The sequence below is a fragment of the Paenibacillus sp. 05T425 genome (genome assembly GCF_056396205.1).
Genome location: NZ_JBFTLA010000110.1, coordinates 1 through 443, shown reverse-complemented (window position 1 = coordinate 443; position 443 = coordinate 1). Strand labels below are relative to the sequence as shown.

At 62.3% G+C, this 443-nt stretch carries 1 protein-coding gene; it reads right to left on the bottom strand.

Translation table 11 applies throughout. The annotated features are described in order from the left end of the window. Nucleotides 1-443: extracellular solute-binding protein (locus AC1DF0_RS32325; protein ID WP_477577674.1), on the bottom strand; the 443-nt coding region annotated here is incomplete at both ends.

The window sequence follows — 443 nt, the reverse complement described above, 5'->3', positions numbered from 1 at the left end:
TTCTTGTAGTCCTCGGGGTCGGTGCTGTTGGGCGGCAGGCCCAGGTAATGCAGCGCGACCGGCAGCATCTCCGAAGGCGAGTCGAGCATGGCTACGCCGCAGTCGCCAAGCTTGGCCAGGTTCGCTTCGTTGAACACCAGTTCCCAGGAGTTCACTGGCGCCTTGTCGCCCAGCGCGGCACGGACCTTGTCGACGTTGTAGCCGATACCGTTCGTACCCCACAGATACGGCACAGCGTACTGGTTACCCGGATCGTTGTTGGCCAGTTTCGCCAACAGGTCGGTGTCCATGTTTTTGAAGCCGGGCATTTGCGCGCGAGGCAGTGGCGCCAGCGCACCGGCCTTGATCAGCGTCGGCAGGCTGAAGTTGCTGGCCACCACCACGTCATAACCGCTGCGGCTGGTCAGCAGTTTGCCTTCCAGGACTTCGGCGCTGTCGAAGGT